The organism is Streptomyces sp. RB17 (assembly GCF_009604455.1).
In the GTDB taxonomy this organism is placed as follows: Bacteria; Actinomycetota; Actinomycetes; order Streptomycetales; family Streptomycetaceae; genus Streptomyces.
In genome coordinates this window covers 611,188-626,665 of record NZ_WEGL01000003.1, presented here as the reverse complement: position 1 = coordinate 626,665, position 15,478 = coordinate 611,188, and the positions used below count along the sequence as shown (strand labels likewise).

Genomic DNA, 15,478 nt, shown 5'->3' with positions numbered 1-15,478 from the left:
CCCGCGGTCGCCAGACCACCGCGCGCCCCGAGACGGTGGGCGACCACGGCGGGCGTACCCCGATCCGCCCCTAGGGTGATCCCACCGCGTGGCACCCGCTGATCCGGCGGAGCCCCACGCTTGGCTGATCGCATGATCAGCAGACGAATCGCGTCCAGGGGCGTCGCCGTGCTGCTCGCCACCGCGACGACCCTTCCAGCGGCCGGCACCGCCATGGCCTCCCCCGCGGTCGGCGCCCCCGCCGCCCGCGTCCCCACGCCCTCCGCCCCCGCCCCCGGCCTTGTCCCCGGTGTCGCCCCCGGGGCCGGGCAGTCCTGGCAGATCGACACGCCCGACCGGGCGTTGCCGCCGAAGGCGTACACACCCACCGCCGCAGAGCCCAGGGCCGCGGCGCCGGGGACGTACGACCTCGTCGAGTACGTGCCGCCCACCGGCGCCGTCGCCAAGGTGGCGTGCAGCAAGCAGACCGGGCCGTATCAGCGGCAGGTCGAGCGGTGGCTGAAGCTGAGGGTCGACGGGAAGCAGTCCGCCGCGGACTGCAAGGCCATCCGGGCGTTCCAGGTCAAGCACAAGATCAAGCCCGCCATCGGGTTCGCCGGACCCGTCACCTGGTCGACCATGGTGCTCGTGTCGGCGAGGAAGAACCCGAACGCCGCCAAGAAGTGCCCCGTCCGGTCGTACAAGGTCGCCTGCGTCGATCTGGACCGTCAGCTCACCTGGGTGCAGAAGGGTTCCAAGGTGGTGTTCGGCCCGGTGCCCATGCGGAGCGGACGCAAGGGCTACATCACTCGCAAGGGCTGGCACACCATCTACTGGCGGCACAAGAACCACGTCTCGACCCTCTACAACGAACCCATGCCGTACGCCCAGTTCTTCGACGGCGGCCAGGCCTTCCACGCCGTCTACGGCAGCATTTACACGACCGTCGGCTCCATGGGGTGCGTGAACCTGAAGCTCTCCGATGCGGCCACGTTGTGGAACGTGCTGAAGAAGGGCGACCACGTCTACGTGTGGGGGAGGCGGCCGGGTACCTGAGGTTGCTGAGACTGCGACCGGGGCCGGGACGGCCCTCTGAGAGACTGGGGGCGCGATGAGTGAGACTGCGACTGTGCCGACCGCCCCCCTGCGCGCCCGCGCCGAGATCGACCTGGGCGCCCTGCGGGCCAATGTGCGTGCCCTGCGCGCCCGGACGCCGAACGCGGCCCTGATGGCCGTCGTCAAGTCCGACGGCTACGGCCACGGGGCGCTGCGGTGCGCCCGCGAGGCCCTCGCGGCGGGCGCGACCTGGCTCGGCACGGCCACGCCCGAGGAGGCCCTCGCGCTGCGCGCGGCCGGGCTGCCGGGTCGCATCCTGTGCTGGCTGTGGGTGCCGGGCGGCCCCTGGCGGCAGGCCGTCGAGGCCGACGTCGACGTGTCGGTGAGCGGCATGTGGGCGCTGCGGGAGGCCGTCGCGGCCGCCCGGGAGGCCGGGCGGCACGCGCGCGTGCAGCTCAAGGCCGACACCGGACTCGGCCGCAACGGCTGCCAGCCGGGCGACGACTGGGCCGAACTGGTCCGGGAGGCCCTGCGCGCCGAAGCCGACGGACTCGTCCGCGTCACCGGGCTGTGGTCCCACTTCGCCTGCGCCGACGAGCCCGGCCACCCCTCCATCGCCGCCCAGCTCGCCCAGTTCCGGGAGATGCTGGCGTACGCCGAGGAGCAGGGCGTGCGCCCCGAGGTGCGGCACATCGCCAACTCGCCCGCCACGCTCACCCTGCCGGAGACCCACTTCGACCTCGTCCGCCCCGGCATCGCCATGTACGGCATCTCGCCCAGCCCGGAGCTGGGCACCCCGGCCGACTTCGGGCTGCGCCCGGTGATGACGCTCAGCGCCTCGCTGGCGCTGGTCAAGCACGTGCCGGGCGGGCACGGCGTCAGCTACGGCCACCATTACGTCACGCCGGGCGAGACCACCCTCGGCCTCATCCCCATCGGCTACGGCGACGGCGTCCCCCGGCACGCCTCCGGCACCGGTCCGGTGCTGGTGGACGGCAAGTGGCGCACGGTCGCGGGCCGGGTGGCCATGGACCAGTTCGTGGTGGACCTCGGCGGCGACGAGCCCGAGGTGGGCAGCGAGGCCGTGCTGTTCGGGCCCGGCGACCGCGGTGAGCCGACCGCCGAGGACTGGGCGCAGGCCTGCGGCACGATCGCATACGAGATCGTCACGCGCATCGGAATCCGGGTTCCGCGCGTCTATGTGAACGAGTCCGTCTGAAGGGGTGACCGCGTTCACATGAGCGGGGAAGGAGTCCGGTAACCCGCTCGGGAGCGCGACCCGCATCACGTGTAACTCCGGTCATACCTGTTACGGCGGCAGCACAGGCACCATCGGTCGCACCATCGAGCGAACTGCAGTACGGCGAAGAGGAGCGGTACGTGAGCGAGAGCAGTGCGGAGGCCGTGGCGGACGTCGTCGCCTCGGCGGCCGCCGCCTCCGCCGCTGGGGCGGCCGGGAGCTGGCGCAGGGCGACCGGCATCGCCGGCACCGCGATAGGCGTGCTCGCCGCGGGCGCGGCGGCCGGAGTCGCCATCGAGCGGATGACGGTCGGCCGTGGCATGCGCAGGAAGGCCCGGCTGGCGCTGGACTCCGCCGGCCCCTACGGCACCCTGCGCGGCACCCCGGGCAAGGCGATCGCCGACGACGGCACCGAGCTGTACTACGAGGTCGACGAGGTCGAGCCCGACCCGGGGCCGAACGTCTCCCCGCGCCGGCGCCGGCTCTTCGGCCGCAAGGCCCCCGCCCCGGTCACCGTCGTCTTCTGCCACGGCTACTGCCTCAACCAGGACTCCTGGCACTTCCAGCGCGCGGCCCTGCGCGGGGTCGTCCGGACCGTGCACTGGGACCAGCGCAGCCACGGCCGCTCCGGACGGGGCGTGGCCCAGGCCCGGGACCGGGTGCCGCTCACCATCGACCAGCTCGGCCGCGATCTGAAGGCCGTCCTCGACGCGGCCGCACCCGAGGGCCCGATCGTGCTGGTCGGCCATTCGATGGGCGGCATGACGGTCATGGCGCTCGCCGCCCACTTCCCCGAGCTGATCCGGGAGCGGGTCGTCGCCACCGCCCTCGTCGGTACCTCCTCCGGGCGGCTCGGCGAGGTCAACTTCGGGCTGCCGCTCGCCGGCGTCAACGCGGTGCGCCGGATCCTGCCCGGAGTGCTGAAGGCGCTCGGGCAGCAGGCGGAGCTGGTGGAGAAGGGGCGCCGGGCCACCGCCGATCTGTTCGCCGGGATCATCAAGCGGTACTCGTTCGCCGGGCGTGACGTCGACCCCGCCGTCGAGCGGTTCGCGGAGCGGATGATCGAGTCCACACCGATCGACGTGGTCGCCGAGTTCTACCCGGCCTTCACCGACCACGACAAGACCGAGGCGCTCGCCTGCTTCCGCGACAAGCCGGTGCTCGTGCTGGCCGGCGTCCAGGACCTGGTCACGCCCAGCGAGCACAGCGAGGCCATAGCCGACCTGCTGCCCGACGCCGAACTGGTCCTCGTCCCGGACGCCGGGCACCTGGTCATGCTGGAACACCCGGAAGTGGTCACCGACCGCCTCGCCGACCTGCTCACCCGCGCGGGTGCGGTACCCGCAGGGGCTACGGTTATGGGCTATGGAAGCACCAGCAGCACCGCGGAACCCCGCTGAGACCCGGCTGACGATCACCTCGCCCGAGCAGATGCGCGAGCTGGGCCGCAGGCTGGCCAAGCTGCTGCGCGCGGGTGACCTGGTGATGCTCAGCGGTGAGCTCGGCGCGGGCAAGACCACGCTGACCCGCGGGCTCGGCGAGGGGCTCGGCGTGCGCGGCGCGGTCACCTCGCCCACCTTCGTGATCGCCCGGGTGCACCCCTCCCTGGGCGACGGCCCGCCCCTCGTCCACGTGGACGCCTACCGGCTCGGCGGCGGCCTGGACGAGATGGAGGACCTCGACCTCGACGTCAACCTGCCCGACTCGGTGATGGTCGTGGAATGGGGCGAGGGCAAGGTCGAGGAGCTGACCGAGGACCGGCTCCAGGTCGTCATCCACCGTGCCGTCGGAGACACCACGGACGAGGTACGGCACGTCACCGTGACCGGGCTGGGGGAGCGCTGGGCGGACGCCGGCCTGGAGACGCTGGCGGCCTGAGCGCCGCGCCAGGATTCCGACAGGCCGTCGGCAACATGTTGCGCACGAGGTCCCGGGCGTGGTCACATGGTATCCAGCCCGTAGTTAGGCGTACCTAACTACGCCGCCCCCGTACGTCAGGAGGCGCCATGACCGCGACCAGCCCCACCGGGGTCTCCATGCACGACCTGCTGGCGTCGTGCGAGGCGGCGAAAACGGTCTCCTGTCCACCCCGGGACCCGGAAGCGCGCCCCCAGGCCCGGGGCCGTGCCGAACATCCGGCCACCGCCGCGGGGGCTCGACCGGCCACGGCGAACCCGCAGCCGCCGGACGGCACGTCGCGGCACGGCGGTTAGCGGATCACCACGACCTTCACCCCGATGGTCGCGAACGCCCACATCGCCTCCCCGTCCACCCGGGTCTCCCGGATCCCCCCGGTCCGCACGTTCGGGTCGGCGGCCGTCCGCGGAGCGAGTGCCGCGCTGAAGCCGATCACCAGCCCGTCCACGCTGGTGAACCGGACCACGTGCTCGACAGGGGTCCCGTCCGTGCCGGTGGTCGCGCTCGACCGGGACGTGACCCAGTAGGAGCCCGGCAGCGGATCCACCGAGCCGGGGGTGACCTTGAAGCTGCGCTCCAGGTAGTTCCCGCGGTCGACCAGCCAGACCCGGTCGTCGTCCACCGAGTACACGACCCGTTCACCCGTACCGGACCCGACGGGCACCGTCGCCGGGTCGTGCCGGTACCGCGGAAGCGAGGGGGACGCGTTCGGCCCGGGTCTGCCGCCCAGGCTCGCCGGTGCGGTCGCCTGGGCCTGGTAGGCGAGGAAGCCCACGGCTCCGAGGGCCGCCGCGGTGAGGCCGGCCACGATCGCCGAGCTGGTCCTTGCCACGTGCGCCCCACCTCTGCCTGGTGCGATATGCCTCGCGTCATATGTCGTACTTCGTACAGACCGTAGCAGTCGGTGACCGTACGCCCAGGACGGCGATGTACGCGGCGCGGGCGCCGTAGGCTGTTCGCGTGCTCTTGCTCGCTCTGGATACCGCAACACCCGCCGTCACCGTCGCGCTGCACGACGGCACGGACGTCATCGCCTCGTCGAGCCAGGTGGACGCGCGCCGGCACGGAGAGCTGCTGCTGCCGGCCGTGGACCGTGTGCTCGCCGAGACCGGGCTCAAGCTGGACGCCGTCACCGGCGTCGTCGTCGGCATCGGCCCCGGCCCGTACACCGGCCTGCGCGTCGGCCTGATGACCGCCGACACCTTCGGTCTGGCGCTCGGCGTCCCCGTCCACGGCCTGTGCACGCTGGACGGCCTCGCCTACGCCACCGACATCGAGAAGGGCCCCTTCGTCGTGGCGACCGACGCCCGGCGCAAGGAGGTCTACTGGGCGACGTACGCCGACTCCCGCACCCGGCTGACCGGCCCGGCCGTGGACCGGCCGGCCGACATCGCCGAGCGGGTCGCGGGCCTCCCGGCGGTGGGCGCGGGCGCGCTGCTCTACCCGGACACGTTCCCGAGCGCCCACGAGCCCGAGCACGTCTCGGCCGCCGCCCTCGCCTCGCTCGCCGTGGAGAAACTGGCCGCCGGCGAGGAGCTGCCGGCCCCCCGGCCGATGTACCTGCGCCGCCCGGACGCCCAGGTTCCCAAGAACTACAAGGTGGTCACCCCGAAGTGACCGTACGACTGCGCGAGATGCGCTGGTGGGACATCGACCCGGTCCTGGAGCTGGAGAAGGACCTGTTCCCCGAGGACACCTGGTCCCGGGGCATGTTCTGGTCCGAGCTGGCCCACGCCCGGGGCGCCGAGGCGACCCGGCGCTATCTCGTGGCCGAGACCGACGGCCGTATCGTCGGCTACGCCGGACTGGTCGCCGCCGGCGAGCAGGGCGACGTCCAGACCATCGCGGTGGCCCGCGACCACCAGGGCACCGGCCTCGGCGCCCGTCTGCTCACCGAGCTGCTGCGCGCGGCGACCGCCTTCGAGTGCCACGAGGTGATGCTCGAATGCCGGGTGGACAACGTCCGCGCGCAGAAGCTCTACGAGCGCTTCGGCTTCGAGCCGATCGGCTTCCGGCGCGGTTACTACCAGCCGGGCAACGTGGACGCCCTGGTCATGCGCCTGAGCGACCCTTCCGCTTCAGTACGAGAAACCGAGACCCATGACTGACGAACCCCTCGTCCTCGGCATCGAGACCTCCTGCGACGAGACCGGCGTCGGCATCGTCCGCGGCACCACCCTGCTGGCGGACGCCGTCGCCTCCAGCGTCGACGAGCACGCCCGCTTCGGCGGTGTCGTCCCCGAGGTGGCGTCCCGCGCCCATCTGGAGGCGATGGTGCCGACCATCGACCGGGCGCTGAAGGAGGCCGGTGTCTCCGCCAGGGACCTCGACGGCATCGCCGTGACCGCGGGGCCCGGTCTCGCGGGCGCCCTGCTCGTCGGCGTCTCGGCGGCCAAGGCGTACGCCTACGCCCTCGGCAAGCCCCTGTACGGCGTCAACCACCTCGCCTCGCACATCTGCGTCGACCAGCTGGAGCACGGCCCGCTGCCCGAGCCGACGATGGCCCTGCTGGTCTCCGGCGGCCACTCCTCGCTGCTGCTGTCCTCCGACATCACCTCCGACGTCCGCCCGATGGGCTCGACCATCGACGACGCGGCCGGCGAGGCCTTCGACAAGATTGCCCGCGTGCTGAACCTGGGCTTCCCGGGCGGCCCGGTCATCGACCGCTACGCGCGCGAGGGCGACCCGGAGGCGATCGCCTTCCCGCGAGGCCTGACCGGCCCCCGCGACCCGGCGTACGACTTCTCCTTCTCCGGTCTGAAGACTGCCGTGGCCCGCTGGATCGAGGCCAGGCGCGCGGCCGGCGAGGAGGTCCCGGTCCGCGATGTGGCCGCCTCCTTCCAGGAGGCCGTCGTCGACGTCCTGACCCGCAAGGCCGTCCGCGCCTGCAAGGACGAGGGCGTCGACCACCTGATGATCGGCGGCGGTGTCGCGGCCAACTCCCGGCTGCGCGCACTCGCCCAGGAGCGCTGTGAGAAGGCCGGCATCCGCCTCCGCGTCCCCCGCCCCAAGCTGTGCACGGACAACGGCGCGATGGTGGCCGCGCTCGGCGCCGAGATGGTCGCCCGGGGCCGGGCCACCTCCGGCCTGGACCTGTCGGCCGACTCCTCCCTGCCGGTCACGGACGCGCACGTCCCGGGCAACCACGACCATGTGCACGAGGTCAGCAAGGAGAACCTGTACTCGTGACCGTCGCGCTGATGTGGGAGGCCCGGGCCGTCGCGGGCCGGGGCGGGGAACTGCTGGCCTGGGTGCGGGAACAGCCGCTGGCCCCGGAGCCGTTGCGCCGGGAGACCCTGCGCGCGCCCGGGGACCGGGTGCTGGTCATCACCTGGTGGGACGCGCCGTACGACGCCGGGATCCCCGAACTTCCCGAACCCGAGCCCGAGTTGGTGACCCGGGCGGTGCACCGGTGGCGGTTCGAGTCGGTGGCCGACGACTGGAGTTGAGATGTCCGGCCGGACTGGGCTATGATCATCACACAGCGAACGGCCGGAAAACGGTGCGAACGCAGTGCGTTGGTGGTCCAAGGAAAGACGTCCCGCTTCCTGCGGGGAGATGCAGGTGCAAGGCCTGCCCGGCGCTCCACAGAAACCCCGCCCCGGGACATCCGGGGCGGGGTTTCGTGTCACCTGCGCCCGGCCTCCTCCCGCCGGACCGCCTCCGTCTCACCGTCCGCGAACGCCGGTGCTGTGGCCCGCCGCTCCTTCAGATGGGCGTACGCCATCAGGCCGAACAGCACCGCGAGCAGCACCGCCGAGGATCCGGCGGTCCCCAGGTTCAGACCGCCCTTGGCGACCGGCTTGGTCAGGAGGTCGCCGGCCGTGGCGCCCAGCGGACGCGTCAGCACGAACGCGATCCAGAAGAGCAGGACGTTCGGCACGGCGGGGACCCTCATCAGGGCGACCAGGACGAGCAGCAGGCCGGTCACCAGGGCCGCACCGCCCAGATAGCCCAGGCCCGAGCTGTCGGACAGGAAGTCGCCCATCGAGGTGCCGAGGGTGTTGGAGACCAGGATCGCCGACCAGAACAGGGCCTCGCCCCGGAAGGTGACGATCTCGGTGATCTGGAAGGTCATCCCGCTCAGCTTCCAGCCGAGGAAGATCAGCAGCAGGATGGAGATCAGGATCGCGGCGCCCTCCGGGTAGCCGAGGCCCAGTCCCTGCGGACCCCAGCCCAGCCTGGTCGCGCCGTCCGAGAGGTACTTCGCGCTGGCGTCCCGGTTCATGAAGTCGGACATCGTGGTGCCGGCCATGGAGGTCGACAGGATCACCGTCCAGTAGAAGAACGGGTTGTAGCGGGACGCGCGCAGCTGGATCACCAGTGTCACCACGAAGACGAGGAACAGGGCGATGGTGGTGAGGAAGTAGCCGAGCTTGAGCGTCTGGGAGAACAGGTCTCCCGCGGTCTCGCCCAGGGTCGTCGCCGCGATCTTCATGATCCAGAACGCGAGGGTGACCTCGGGCAGCTTCTTCATGACGGATTTCGTGCTCGCCGAAGACGTCGTCAAGGTTGCTCCTGTGAGGGGGTGTCAGGTGATCATCGACCCTTCCAAGGGCAACCTGAACGCATCCTGAACACGCGCCGCACAGGGCTTGCTTTTTGCCAGGGTTCGCGCTGGGGGCCCAATCCGACTCAACTCCGGTCTCCCGAATATTTCGACCCAGTTACCGAATGTTCCGGGAAACCTGAGGAAGTCCGCAGGCCTTCGTCACGGTGGGCCCGCGGCGTTACGATCGCGGGCATGAAGCCTTCGAAGCCCGCAGAACCGCAGACGGCGACCCTCGCCGAGATCGCCCGTGAGGCCGGGGTGTCGGCTCCGACTGTTTCGAAGGTGCTCAACGGCCGCGCCGATGTAGCCCCCGCGACCCGCACCCGGGTCGAGGAGCTGCTGCGCGTCCACGGCTACCGGCGCCGCCGCGCCGAGGCCTCCCGCTCCCCGCTGATCGACCTGGTCTTCCACGAGCTGGAGAGTGCCTGGGCGATGGAGGTCATCCGGGGCGTGGAGAACGTGGCCCGGGACGCCGGGCTGAGCGTGGTGCTGTCGGAGTCGGCCGGCCGGCTCACCCCGGGACGGACCTGGGCCGACCAGGTGGCCGCGCGCCGCCCGCACGGTGTGGTGCTGGTGCTCTCCGGGCTCGACGAGTCCCAGCGGGCCCTGCTGACCAGCCGCTCCATCCCGTTCGTGGTGATGGACCCGGCCGGCGACCCGGGCCCCGACGTGCCGTCCATCGGCGCCACCAACTGGCAGGGCGGGCTCGCCGCCACCCGCCATCTGGTCGAGCTCGGCCACACCCGGATCGGTGCGATCAGCGGGCCGTCCCGGATGATGTGCAGCCGGGCCCGGGTCGACGGCTACCGCGCCGCCCTGGAGACGGCCGGCCTGCCCGTCGACCCCTCGCTGATCGTGGTCGGCGACTTCCACCACGACGCCGGCTACCGGCTGGGCCTGACGCTGCTGCGCCGCCCCGACCGGCCGACGGCCGTCTTCGCGGGCAACGACCTGCAGGCGCTCGGCCTGTACGAGGCCGCCCGTGAGCTGGGCCTGCGCATCCCGGAGGACCTCAGCGTGGTCGGCTTCGACGATCTGCCGGTGGCCCGCTGGGTCGGCCCGCCGCTGACGACCGTACGGCAGCCGCTCACCGAGATGGCCGAGGCCGCGGCCCGCCTGGTGCTGGAGCTGGGCCGCGAGCAGGAGGAGCGGGCGGCGACCCGGGTGGAGCTGGCGACCAGCCTCGTCGTCCGCAGCAGCACGGCGGCGCCCGCGGCCGTGTGACGCGGTGGCCGAAAGCCCCGTACAACGGGCCGGTGCCGGGCGGTGGTTCGGTGACGTTCGGTGTCAACGCGGCCTGGAGCGGCGGCAATCCGGTACCCACGGTGACGCTGGGATGAGAAAATCCGAAGAAAACCGAATCTCACCGCTTCCGCTAACAGTCCCCTAATAATTCGGACTTACGTTCCTGGCGTGACGCGACACATGGAGCACCACGAGGAGCACGGCGAAGCGGGTAGACAAGTGGGCCGGCGGTCGGGAGCGCTGAAGATCGTCGGCCTCACTCTGGCGGGCGCCCTGGTGCTGGGTTCGGCTGCGGTGGGCTGGGCGTACTGGCATCTGAACCACAACATCAAAAGCGTCGACATCAACAGCGCGCTCGGTGACGACCGGCCCGCCCGTGCGGTGACCACCCCGTCCGCGAGCGCCTCGGCCGCCGCCTCCCCGCTGCCGACCGGCTCCCTGAACATCCTGGTCCTCGGCTCGGACTCGCGCAGCGGCAAGGCCAACAAGGAGCTCGGCGGCGGCGACAGTTCCGGTGCCCGCTCGGACACGGCGATGGTGGTGCACATCGACGCGGGGCGTACGAGGGCCACCGTCGTCAGCATCCCGCGCGACACCCTCGTCACCCGCCCGTCCTGCCCGCTCGCCTCCGGCGGCTCCTCGGCGGTGGCCTACGGCGCGATGTTCAACAGCGCCTACGCGGTGGGCGGGCCGGTGTGCGCGGTGAAGACCGTCGAGTCGATCACGGACGTCCGCATGGACCACTACGTCGAGATCGACTTCTCCGGCTTCGCCAGGCTGGTCGACGCGCTCGGCGGGGTCGACGTGACCACCACGCAGGACATCGACGACGACATGAGTCATCTGCACCTGAAGGCCGGCCTCCACCACCTCGACGGCAAGCAGGCCCTCGCGCTCGCCCGCACCCGGCACGGCATAGGCGACGGCAGCGACCTCGGCCGCATAGGGCTGCAGCAGATGCTGGTCAAGGCCCTGCTGGAGCAGATGGCCGCCACGAACCTGCTCACCGACCCGGCCAGGCTGTACCGGGTCGCCGACGCGGTCACCGCGAGCCTCACCACCGACACCGGCCTGGACTCCCTGGGCGAGCTGATGCGGCTCGGCCAGAGCCTGAAGGACCTGACCGCCGACCATGTGAGGACGGTCATGATGCCGGTCGTCACCGCCCCCTCCGACCACAACCGGGTGATCGCGAAAGAACCGGCGGCGAGCGACCTGTGGGCCTCCCTGCGCTGACCCGTACGACCCTGCCGGTGTCCCACGGGTCCGCTGCGGTGACCGGGTCGCCGTACGACAGGGAGCCTTCCGGTGTTCTGCTTGCGTTCACCCGCCCGCTGGGCGCTGCCCCTGGCCCTCACCGCCCTCGGGCTCGCGGTCCGACCGCGTACGCCTCGAAGACGGTCGCGCCCGTCCGGGACGACTTCAACGGCGACGGATACCCCGACCTGGCCGTCGCCGCCCCGAACGGCACGATCGACGGCCGGTCCGCGGCGGGCTGCGTCACCGTCATGCATGGCGGCCCGCACGGCCTGTCCACCGGCCGGCGCACGATCCTCAGCCGGGCCACGGGCGCCATACCCGGCAGCCCGGCCGCGGGACAGAGGTTCGGCCTCCAGCTGTCCAAGGGCGACCTGGACGGCGACGGCTACGCGGACCTCGTCGTCGGCACCGGCTCGGCGTCCGCCGACGCGGTCGTGGTGTGGGGGCGGCCCGCACGGCCTGTCCGGCGGCGCGCCGATCGCCGCCACCGACACCCAGACCGGCGACTTCGACGGCGACGGGCGCCTCGACCTCGCCGTGTTCCGCACCGGCTTCGCCCCCGGCGACGACCCACACGGCATCACCGCCGCCCTCTGGAAGGGCCCGCTCACGCGCACCGGCACCCCGGTGTCCCGGACCCCGCTCGACCCCGAGCACCTCCAGTACATCGACATCCATGACGGCTCGGCCTCTACGGGAGCGGCCCCGCCGGCCTCGCGCAGCCCGCCGACTGGCACACGACGGGCGACAGCGCCGTGCTCGGCGACGTCAACGGCGACGGCATCGACGACGTGGCGATCGGCGCGCCCGGTGAGAACAGGTCCGAGGGGGTGGTCGACGTGCTGCGCGGCAGTCGTTCCGGGCTGACCGGCAGCGGCAACGGGTACGCCGACCTGGCCTCCTCGGCCACCGGTGAGGACGGCGGCGACGGCGCGGTCTGGGTGCTGCGCGGACGCCCGGCCGGCCTGGTCACGGACGCGGCCCTGGTCATCGGGCCGAGGGCGGTCGGGGCGCCGTACGTGAAGGCCGGATTCGGTTTCGAGCTGAAGTGATCACGGATGGCGGAAAGAATTTCCGCTGAGCGTGTCGATCCGGGTGTCTCCCGTTCGACGCATGGGTGAGTGGCGGGGAGAGGCCCCGCCGCCCGACCGAAGGAGCCACCATGCCCCGCTACCTGTCGCTCGTGCGCATCGACGAGTCCTCCGTCCCCGCCGAGGGCCCCAGTCCCGAGCTGATGCAGCGGATGGGCGAGCTGATCGAGGAGGTCACCAAGGCCGGCGTCATGCTCGACACCGCCGGGCTCACCCCGACCGCCCAGGGCGCCAGGGTGCGCTGGGAGGGCGGCAAGATCTCCGTCACCGACGGGCCGTTCACCGAGACCAAGGAGGCCGTCGGCGGCTACGCGATCATGCAGTGCAAGGACAAGGCCGAGGCCCTGGAGTGGGCCAAGCGGTTCCTGCAGGTCCACGAGGACTTCTGGACCGTGACCTGTGAGGTGCGGGAGATCGCCGAGGGCTGAGCCGTACCTGGCCCCGGGGCGCCCGGGGGTGTTGCATGGTGGGTTGTGGAACCACAGCCCACCACGGCGCCCACGGCGGCGCACGCGATCGAGACCGTCTTCCGCCTGGAGTCGCCCCGCGTCATCGCCGGCGTCGCCCGGATCGTCCGGGACGTCGGCCTCGCCGAGGAGCTGGCGCAGGACGCGCTGGTCGCCGCCCTGGAGCAATGGCCGCGCGACGGCGTGCCCGGCAACCCCGGGGCCTGGCTCATGGCCACCGCCCGGCACCGCGCCGTCGATCTGATCCGGCGCCGCGAGACCTACGCCCGCAAGCTGCAGGAGATCGGCAGGGATCTCTCGCAGTCGGCCCCCGTCTCGTACGACGAGCCCACCGACCCGGACGACATCGACGACGACCTGCTCCGGCTGGTGTTCACCGCCTGCCACCCGGTGCTGTCGCGCGAGGCCCGCATCGCGCTCACCCTGCGCCTGGTCGGCGGCCTGAGCACGGCCGAGATCGCCCGCGCCCACCTCGTCCCGGAGCCGACGATCGCCCAGCGCATCGTCCGCGCCAAGCGCACCCTGGCGAAGCAGAACGTGGCCTTCGAGGTGCCCTACGGCCCCGACCGCGAGGCCCGCCTCGGCTCCGTCCTTGACGTCATCTACCTGATCTTCAACGAGGGGTACGCGGCGACCGCCGGCGACGACCTGCTGCGCCCCGGCCTGTGCGAGGACGCGCTGCGCCTGGCCCGCGTGCTGTCCGCGCTGATGCCCAAGGAACCGGAGGTGCACGGCCTGACCGCGCTGCTGGAGTTCCAGGCGTCCCGCACGGCCGCCCGCACCGACCCGGACGGCGAGCCGGTGCTGCTGAAGGACCAGAACCGCCGCCGCTGGAACCGCATGCTCATCGCCCGCGGCATCCGCGCCCTCGACCGGGCCGGTGCCACGGCGAGCGGCGCCCCGGGCCCGTACGCCCTCCAGGCGGCCATCGCCGCGTGCCACGCGCACGCCTACCACTACGAGGAGACCGACTGGCGTGCCATCGCCACCCTGTACGGCCTGCTGGCGGCCCGCGCCCCGTCCCCGGTGGTCGAGCTGAACCGCGCGGTCGCGGTGTCGATGGCCGACGGTCCGGCCGAGGCCCTGAAGCTGGTGGACGCCCTGACCGCCGAACCCGCCCTGCGCGACTACCACCTGCTGCCCAGCGTCCGCGGCGACCTCCTGGCCCGCCTCGGCCGTACGGCGGAGGCACGGGCGGAGCTCGAGCGGGCGGTGGCGCTCACGCGCAACGCACGCGAGCGGCAGCTGTTGCTCTCGAAACTGCATTCCCTTGCTGATGAATGACGGTTCACAGGTGCGCGGCTGCCACGCAACCGGCGTCGCCACTGCCCTGGGCGCGCTGCGCGCTACGGCTGCGCAGTAGCCGCGGGCGGTGTCGCGGGGGCCCCGATCAGCATGGCCGGCGCCCCCGCGACCCGGGTGAGGAACACGGTCGCCGCGTTCGGCCCCTGCGGCTTGACCTTCCTGCGCAGTTCCTCCGGCTCGACGGCCGACCCGCGCTTCTTCACGGTCAGCGTGCCGACCTCGCGCTCCCGCAGCAGGGCCTTCAACTTCTTGACGTTGAACGGGAGCCGGTCGGTGATCTCGTAGGCGGAGGCGTACCCGGTGGGGCGCAGGTCGTCGGCGGTGACATAGGCGATGGTGGGGTCGATCAGGCCGCCGTCCAGCTGCTCGGCCGCCTCGGCGACCAGATGGGCGCGGATGACGGCGCCGTCGGGCTCGTACAGATAGCGCCCCACCGGCCGGACCTGTGGGTCGGGCAGCCCCTTGCCGAGGAGGGTGCGCGGGCCGGGCAGCAGGGTGGCGCGGACCAGGCCCGGCTCGGTGCCGAACCACACCACCGCCTCCTTGACGTCCCCGCCGTCCGAGATCCACTCGGCCTCGGCGTCGGCGGGCACGGCCTCGTGCGGAATGCCGGGCGCCACCTTCAGCGCCGCGCTGGGTGCGGTGCGGGCGGCCTCGATCGCCCAGGAAAGGGGTGGGGAGTACGCCTCCGGGTCGAAGATCCGCCCGCCCGTGCCGAAAGCCTGGGGGGACCCCCGTCGCGCGGCCCCTCCTGATCGCCCGCCCCGCCGGGCGGGGTCCACGAACACGGCGTCGTACCCGCCCGTGTCCACCTGCGTGACGTCCGCCTCGCGCACCTCGATCAGCTCGCCCAGTCCCAGCACCTCGGCGTTCGCCCGTGCCACGGCGGCGGTCACCGGATCCCGGTCCACGGCGAGCACCCGGATCCCCGCCCGCGCGAACGCGATCGCGTCGCCGCCGATCCCGCAGCACAGGTCGGCGACCGAGGTCACGCCGAGGTTCCTGAACCGCTCGGCCCGGTAGGCGGCGATGCTCGTCCGCGTCGACTGCTCGACCCCGTTCGGCGTGAAGAACATCCGCCCCGCGTCCGCCGCCCCGAACTTCGCCACCGCGCGCTGCCGCAGCCGGGCCTGGCCGAGCGCGGCCGACACCAGCTCGGCGGGGTGGTCGCGGCGCAGCCGGGTGGCGACGGCGAGTTCGTCGGCCGGGGCGGTGTCGCGGACCTCGTCGAGGAGGGCGCGGCCTTCGGGGGTGAGGAGGAGAGCGAGGTCGTTCACCGGGTCATTGTCGGCCAGTCGGTGGATGGTTCGCCCCCGGTGGCGGTGTCGCCCCGGGTTCCGGGGCGGGGCCTGGGAGGATCCGACAT

18 protein-coding genes and 1 tRNA gene are annotated in these 15,478 nt (G+C 72.4%); 16 read left to right on the top strand and 3 right to left on the bottom strand.

The annotated features are described in order from the left end of the window. The first annotated feature begins 132 nt into the window (after window positions 1–132). From SRB17_RS16500 to SRB17_RS16480, 5 genes are all read left to right on the top strand, one after another. A complete protein-coding gene (locus tag SRB17_RS16500) occupies window positions 133–1,035 on the top strand; it encodes a L,D-transpeptidase family protein (RefSeq protein WP_416237060.1) in 903 nt (300 codons plus the stop codon). A 55-nt stretch (window positions 1,036–1,090) separates the two neighbouring features. Beyond that, window positions 1,091–2,254, top strand: coding sequence for an alanine racemase (alr, locus tag SRB17_RS16495; protein WP_153539235.1), 1,164 nt, complete (start codon window positions 1,091–1,093; stop codon window positions 2,252–2,254). Between the two features lie 161 nt (window positions 2,255–2,415). Further along, window positions 2,416–3,675, top strand: a complete 1,260-nt coding sequence (locus SRB17_RS16490; protein ID WP_323375683.1) for an alpha/beta hydrolase — start codon at window positions 2,416–2,418, stop codon at window positions 3,673–3,675. Next, complete coding sequence (gene tsaE / locus SRB17_RS16485) at window positions 3,641–4,153, top strand: tRNA (adenosine(37)-N6)-threonylcarbamoyltransferase complex ATPase subunit type 1 TsaE (protein WP_153539231.1); 513 nt, start codon at window positions 3,641–3,643, stop codon at window positions 4,151–4,153. Before SRB17_RS16490 ends, tsaE begins: the two co-directional genes overlap by 35 nt. 128 nt (window positions 4,154–4,281) lie before the next feature. Next, entirely contained in the window at window positions 4,282–4,488 is a 207-nt protein-coding gene (locus tag SRB17_RS16480; RefSeq protein ID WP_153539228.1) for a hypothetical protein, read from the top strand. Here SRB17_RS16480 and SRB17_RS16475 read toward each other — a convergent pair. Next, entirely contained in the window at window positions 4,485–5,024 is a 540-nt protein-coding gene (locus SRB17_RS16475; RefSeq protein WP_323375682.1) for a hypothetical protein, read from the bottom strand. The genes SRB17_RS16480 and SRB17_RS16475 overlap by 4 nt on opposite strands. 128 nt (window positions 5,025–5,152) lie before the next feature. On the opposite strand from SRB17_RS16475, the gene tsaB reads away from it, so the two are divergent. The 5 genes from tsaB (at window position 5,153) to SRB17_RS16450 (ending at window position 7,780) form a co-directional block, all read left to right on the top strand. Continuing rightward, window positions 5,153–5,809: a tRNA (adenosine(37)-N6)-threonylcarbamoyltransferase complex dimerization subunit type 1 TsaB gene (gene tsaB / locus SRB17_RS16470; protein WP_323375680.1), complete on the top strand. Its 657-nt coding sequence runs from the start codon at window positions 5,153–5,155 to the stop codon at window positions 5,807–5,809. A gap of 17 nt (window positions 5,810–5,826) precedes the next feature. Beyond that, window positions 5,827–6,300 carry a ribosomal protein S18-alanine N-acetyltransferase gene (gene rimI, locus SRB17_RS16465; protein WP_153539834.1) on the top strand — a complete coding sequence of 158 codons (474 nt, stop codon included), beginning with the start codon at window positions 5,827–5,829 and terminating at the stop codon, window positions 6,298–6,300. After that, window positions 6,293–7,381, top strand: a complete 1,089-nt coding sequence (gene tsaD / locus SRB17_RS16460) for a tRNA (adenosine(37)-N6)-threonylcarbamoyltransferase complex transferase subunit TsaD (protein ID WP_153539226.1) — start codon at window positions 6,293–6,295, stop codon at window positions 7,379–7,381. The genes rimI and tsaD overlap by 8 nt, the downstream gene beginning before the upstream one ends. Then, window positions 7,378–7,641 (top strand): hypothetical protein, encoded by a 264-nt coding sequence (locus tag SRB17_RS16455; RefSeq protein WP_323375679.1) that lies wholly within the window; start codon window positions 7,378–7,380, stop codon window positions 7,639–7,641. Before tsaD ends, SRB17_RS16455 begins: the two co-directional genes overlap by 4 nt. Before the next feature lie 66 nt (window positions 7,642–7,707). After that, a tRNA-Arg gene (locus tag SRB17_RS16450) sits at window positions 7,708–7,780 on the top strand. Window positions 7,781–7,820: 40 nt separating this feature from the next. Here SRB17_RS16450 and SRB17_RS16445 read toward each other — a convergent pair. Further along, complete coding sequence (locus SRB17_RS16445; RefSeq protein ID WP_194294029.1) at window positions 7,821–8,669, bottom strand: hypothetical protein; 849 nt, start codon at window positions 8,667–8,669, stop codon at window positions 7,821–7,823. A gap of 267 nt (window positions 8,670–8,936) precedes the next feature. Between SRB17_RS16445 and SRB17_RS16440 the strand changes: the two genes are divergently transcribed. The 6 genes from SRB17_RS16440 to SRB17_RS16415 all read left to right on the top strand — a co-directional run bounded on the left by SRB17_RS16440 (window position 8,937) and on the right by SRB17_RS16415 (window position 14,091). Next, the gene (locus SRB17_RS16440; RefSeq protein ID WP_153539222.1) at window positions 8,937–9,968 is read left to right on the top strand and encodes a LacI family DNA-binding transcriptional regulator; all 1,032 of its coding nucleotides are present in this window, start codon (window positions 8,937–8,939) and stop codon (window positions 9,966–9,968) included. A 201-nt stretch (window positions 9,969–10,169) separates the two neighbouring features. Next, complete coding sequence (locus SRB17_RS16435; RefSeq protein ID WP_153539830.1) at window positions 10,170–11,225, top strand: LCP family protein; 1,056 nt, start codon at window positions 10,170–10,172, stop codon at window positions 11,223–11,225. Next, window positions 11,207–11,929 (top strand): FG-GAP repeat domain-containing protein, encoded by a 723-nt coding sequence (locus tag SRB17_RS48495; RefSeq protein ID WP_153539220.1) that lies wholly within the window; start codon window positions 11,207–11,209, stop codon window positions 11,927–11,929. Before SRB17_RS16435 ends, SRB17_RS48495 begins: the two co-directional genes overlap by 19 nt. 75 nt (window positions 11,930–12,004) lie before the next feature. Next, on the top strand, window positions 12,005–12,301 hold the full coding sequence (locus SRB17_RS16425; RefSeq protein ID WP_267133434.1) for an integrin alpha: 297 nt from the start codon (window positions 12,005–12,007) through the stop codon (window positions 12,299–12,301). 110 nt (window positions 12,302–12,411) lie between these two features. Further along, window positions 12,412–12,768, top strand: a complete 357-nt coding sequence (locus SRB17_RS16420; protein ID WP_153539218.1) for a YciI family protein — start codon at window positions 12,412–12,414, stop codon at window positions 12,766–12,768. Between the two features lie 45 nt (window positions 12,769–12,813). Further along, window positions 12,814–14,091, top strand: a complete 1,278-nt coding sequence (locus tag SRB17_RS16415) for an RNA polymerase sigma factor (protein WP_323375677.1) — start codon at window positions 12,814–12,816, stop codon at window positions 14,089–14,091. 62 nt (window positions 14,092–14,153) lie between these two features. Here SRB17_RS16415 and SRB17_RS16410 read toward each other — a convergent pair whose 3' ends face one another. Next, complete coding sequence (locus SRB17_RS16410) at window positions 14,154–15,389, bottom strand: THUMP-like domain-containing protein (protein WP_323375675.1); 1,236 nt, start codon at window positions 15,387–15,389, stop codon at window positions 14,154–14,156. Window positions 15,390–15,478: the final 89 nt, after the last annotated feature.

Bases quoted from the DNA above. Each gene is read 5' to 3' on its own strand.
- SRB17_RS16440 (WP_153539222.1), top strand. From the start codon at position 8,937: ATGAAGCCTTCGAAGCCCGCAGAACCGCAGACGGCGACCCTCGCCGAG.
- SRB17_RS16420 (WP_153539218.1), top strand. From the start codon at position 12,412: ATGCCCCGCTACCTGTCGCTCGTGCGCATCGACGAGTCCTCCGTCCCC.
- SRB17_RS16500 (WP_416237060.1), top strand. From the start codon at position 133: ATGATCAGCAGACGAATCGCGTCCAGGGGCGTCGCCGTGCTGCTCGCC.
- SRB17_RS16480 (WP_153539228.1), top strand. From the start codon at position 4,282: ATGACCGCGACCAGCCCCACCGGGGTCTCCATGCACGACCTGCTGGCG.
- SRB17_RS16445 (WP_194294029.1), bottom strand. From the start codon at position 8,669: ATGAAGAAGCTGCCCGAGGTCACCCTCGCGTTCTGGATCATGAAGATC.
- rimI (WP_153539834.1), top strand. From the start codon at position 5,827: ATGCGCTGGTGGGACATCGACCCGGTCCTGGAGCTGGAGAAGGACCTG.
- SRB17_RS16435 (WP_153539830.1), top strand. From the start codon at position 10,170: ATGGAGCACCACGAGGAGCACGGCGAAGCGGGTAGACAAGTGGGCCGG.
- tsaE (WP_153539231.1), top strand. From the start codon at position 3,641: ATGGAAGCACCAGCAGCACCGCGGAACCCCGCTGAGACCCGGCTGACG.
- alr (WP_153539235.1), top strand. From the start codon at position 1,091: ATGAGTGAGACTGCGACTGTGCCGACCGCCCCCCTGCGCGCCCGCGCC.
- tsaD (WP_153539226.1), top strand. From the start codon at position 6,293: ATGACTGACGAACCCCTCGTCCTCGGCATCGAGACCTCCTGCGACGAG.